We start from the raw sequence: 2,940 nt of genomic DNA, 5'->3' as shown, positions 1-2,940 counted from the left end.
ACGAATGACTCTATCCGTAAGCATCGCCCTAACAGCTCGACAAACTGAAATTGGCCGTACTCCCCCCATTTTACCCCCTCTTATCTTATTTCATCCATATATCCCGCATATATTCACCCTGACCGTCAAATACTCACAATAATCCGGATATATTCATTTTTCATTTCCTGCTTTACTGGATATCCTCTATTTTCCTTCTATTTCCTCCATTTTCCTTATTGACATGATGGACATTCCGTTTCTATAATAATGCCAAAAAAGATGGGGAGGTCTGATCCATGAAACAGCTCAAAATCGCATTGACCGAAAGGGCCAAGGCCCTTGGCATCCTTTCGGAAAACTGGAAAACCATATCCGTATCCGCCGCTGATCTCACCGACGTATCGGCGGTGGTGATGACGTCGCAGGACGAGGTGCCGCCGTCCTACGATACCATCCACGCCTTTGGGATTCCCCTTTTTATCCTGGACACCGGCATCGCCGCCGGAAGGAACATGACTGCCATCGCCGCCACCGTTCTCACAGCCAGGGAAAAGGCGGGGTGGAAGAAGAAAATCACGAAGGCCGCCATGGAGTACGAGAAGAACCTGCTGCCTCCTTTTTTCGGTGCCCTCACCCGGTACACCGCCCGCCACAATGATGAATACGCCTCTCCCGGCCACCAGAGCGGCGCCTTTTTCCGGAAACATCCGTCGGGACGCATTTTCTACGATTACTATGGGCCCAATGTGTTCCGGGGAGACCTGTCCAGTTCCGACGTGGACCTGGGCGATTTCCTCATCCATGAAGGGCCCGCCCTGGATGCCCAGAAGCATGCGGCCCGGGTATTCCATGCGGACAAGACCTACTTCGTCCTGAACGGCACCTCCACGTCCAACAAGATCGTCATGAACGCCGTCCTGGCACCGGGGGACATTGTGCTCTACGACCGGAACAACCACAAATCCATGGACCTGGGCCTGGAGCTTTCCGGCGCCATTCCGGTATACCTGGAAACGGCGAGGAACAGCTGCGGCTCCATCGGCGGCATTCCGAAGCACTGCTTCGACGAGGATTATATCCGCCGCCTCATCGCTGAAAAGTCTCCGGAAAAAGCGAAGGAGGAGCGGCCCATCCGGCTGGCGGTAATCGAGCTGGGCACCTACGACGGCTGCCTGTACAACGCCCGGCAGGTGGTGGATGAAATCGGGTACCTCTGCGATTACATTTTCTTCGACTCCGCCTGGGTGGGCTACGAGCAGTTCATTCCCATGATGAAAGACGCCTCTCCCCTTCTCCTGGACCTGGGGCCCGAGGATCCGGGCATCTTCGTCACCCAGTCCGTCCACAAGCAGCAGGCAGGCTTTTCCATGACCTCCCAGATTCACAAGAAAGACGCCCACATCCGGGGCCAGGACCGGTACGTGCCCCACAAGCGGATGAATAACGCCTACATGATGCACTGCTCCACCTCCCCCTTCTACCAGCTCTTCGCAGCCCTGGATATGAACGCCCGCATCCACGAAGGGGAAGGAGGCCGGAAGCTCTGGCGGGATGCCCTGGTGCTGGGTATCGAAACGAGGAAGTACATTCTCTCCCGCTGCCACTACATCCGTCCCTTCATTCCGGAGCCCGCGGGAAATAAAAAATGGGAGGACGGCCCCACGGAACAGATCGCGGCGGACCGGAAATACTGGACCTTCAAGCCCGGCGCCTCCTGGCACGGCTTCAAAGGGTACGGGGAGAACCAGTACTTCCTGGACCCCATGAAACTCATGCTCATCACCCCGGGCATCGACATGGCTGCCGGCACCTACGAAGACTTCGGCATTCCCGGCACCATCGTGGCAAACTTCCTCCGGCAGAATAAAATCATCCCCGAGAAATGCGACCTGAACGATATTCTCTTCCTCCTCACCCCGGCGGAATCGAAGGAAAAACTGAACCGCCTCGTGGACGCCCTGGTCCGCTTCGAATCATTACTGGACGAAGACGGCCCCATGGAAAAAGTGCTTCCCGCCATTTACGACGCCTACGAAGCCCACTACGAAGGATATACCATCCGGAGGCTCTGCCAGGAAATGCACGATTTTTACAAAGAAAGGAACGTATCCACCCTCCAGGGCCGGCTCTTCGAAAAAGACTACCTACCGCCCTACGCCATGAGCCCCCGGGATGCGGTGGGTGAATACTTCCGGGGAAATGGGGAACTGATCGAGCTGAAAGACGCCGAAGGCCGGGTGGCCCTCGAAGGAGCCCTCCCCTATCCGCCAGGCATCCTCTGCATCCACCCCGGCGAACGGTGGACAAAGACCGCCATCGACTACTTCATGGACCTCATAGACAGCATCAACGCCTTCCCCGGCTTCGCTCCGGAGGTGCAGGGAGTCTACGTGGAAGACGGAGAAGACGGGAAAAAACATGCCTACGGGTATGTGTTGAAAGAAAGCTAATTAGGAATTAGGAATGGTGGTGGCGGCGCACAATTCGTAGAGCGCCGCGAGTTTTTGATGAAATTTCCCCAGTTCATTAAGTTACGGTTTGTGGGGCTGCTGGTTTCGCGTGCTGGCGGGTAGAGTCACAAGCCTTGAGCAGTGAGCCTTTAGCCTTGAGCATTGAGCAGACCAGGCCCTGTGAGCCGGGTGTCCTGTGGCTGAATGCCGTGCGAACGGGTAAAGCTTTTAGCTTTTAGCTTTTAGCTTCTAGCTGTTAGGAAGGCTGGTCAGGCCCTTTGGGCCCGACTCCAATAGGGTTACTTTCAGCGGCAAAGCCGCTAACCTCTAGCGCCGCAGGCGAATCAGCTTTCCTGAAAGCTAGAAGCTAGAAGCCCTCATACGTTTGGACGTACCCTCAGCCACACAAGCGCCGCAGGCGAACCAGCTTTCCTGGTAGCTAGCAGCTAAAAGCCAGGGAAGCACTGATTAATTCGCAGAGTCAGATTTCATAAGGATTTTTATGCAC

At 55.6% G+C, this 2,940-nt stretch carries 1 protein-coding gene; it reads left to right on the top strand.

Annotated features, from left to right (window positions below):
* Positions 1-278: 278 nt before the first annotated feature.
* Positions 279-2,432: an ornithine decarboxylase gene (speC, locus tag QZR21_RS08830; RefSeq protein WP_296099865.1), complete on the top strand. Its 2,154-nt coding sequence runs from the start codon at positions 279-281 to the stop codon at positions 2,430-2,432.
* Positions 2,433-2,940: the final 508 nt, after the last annotated feature.

Source organism: uncultured Dialister sp., from assembly GCF_900541605.1.
GTDB lineage: Bacteria > Bacillota > Negativicutes > Veillonellales > Dialisteraceae > Dialister.
The sequence above is the reverse complement of the archived record's forward strand: the minus strand, read 5'-3'. Positions and strand labels throughout refer to the sequence as shown.

Excerpts from the sequence above, each read along its gene's own strand:
- speC (WP_296099865.1), top strand. The coding sequence starts at position 279 with ATGAAACAGCTCAAAATCGCATTGACCGAAAGGGCCAAGGCCCTTGGC.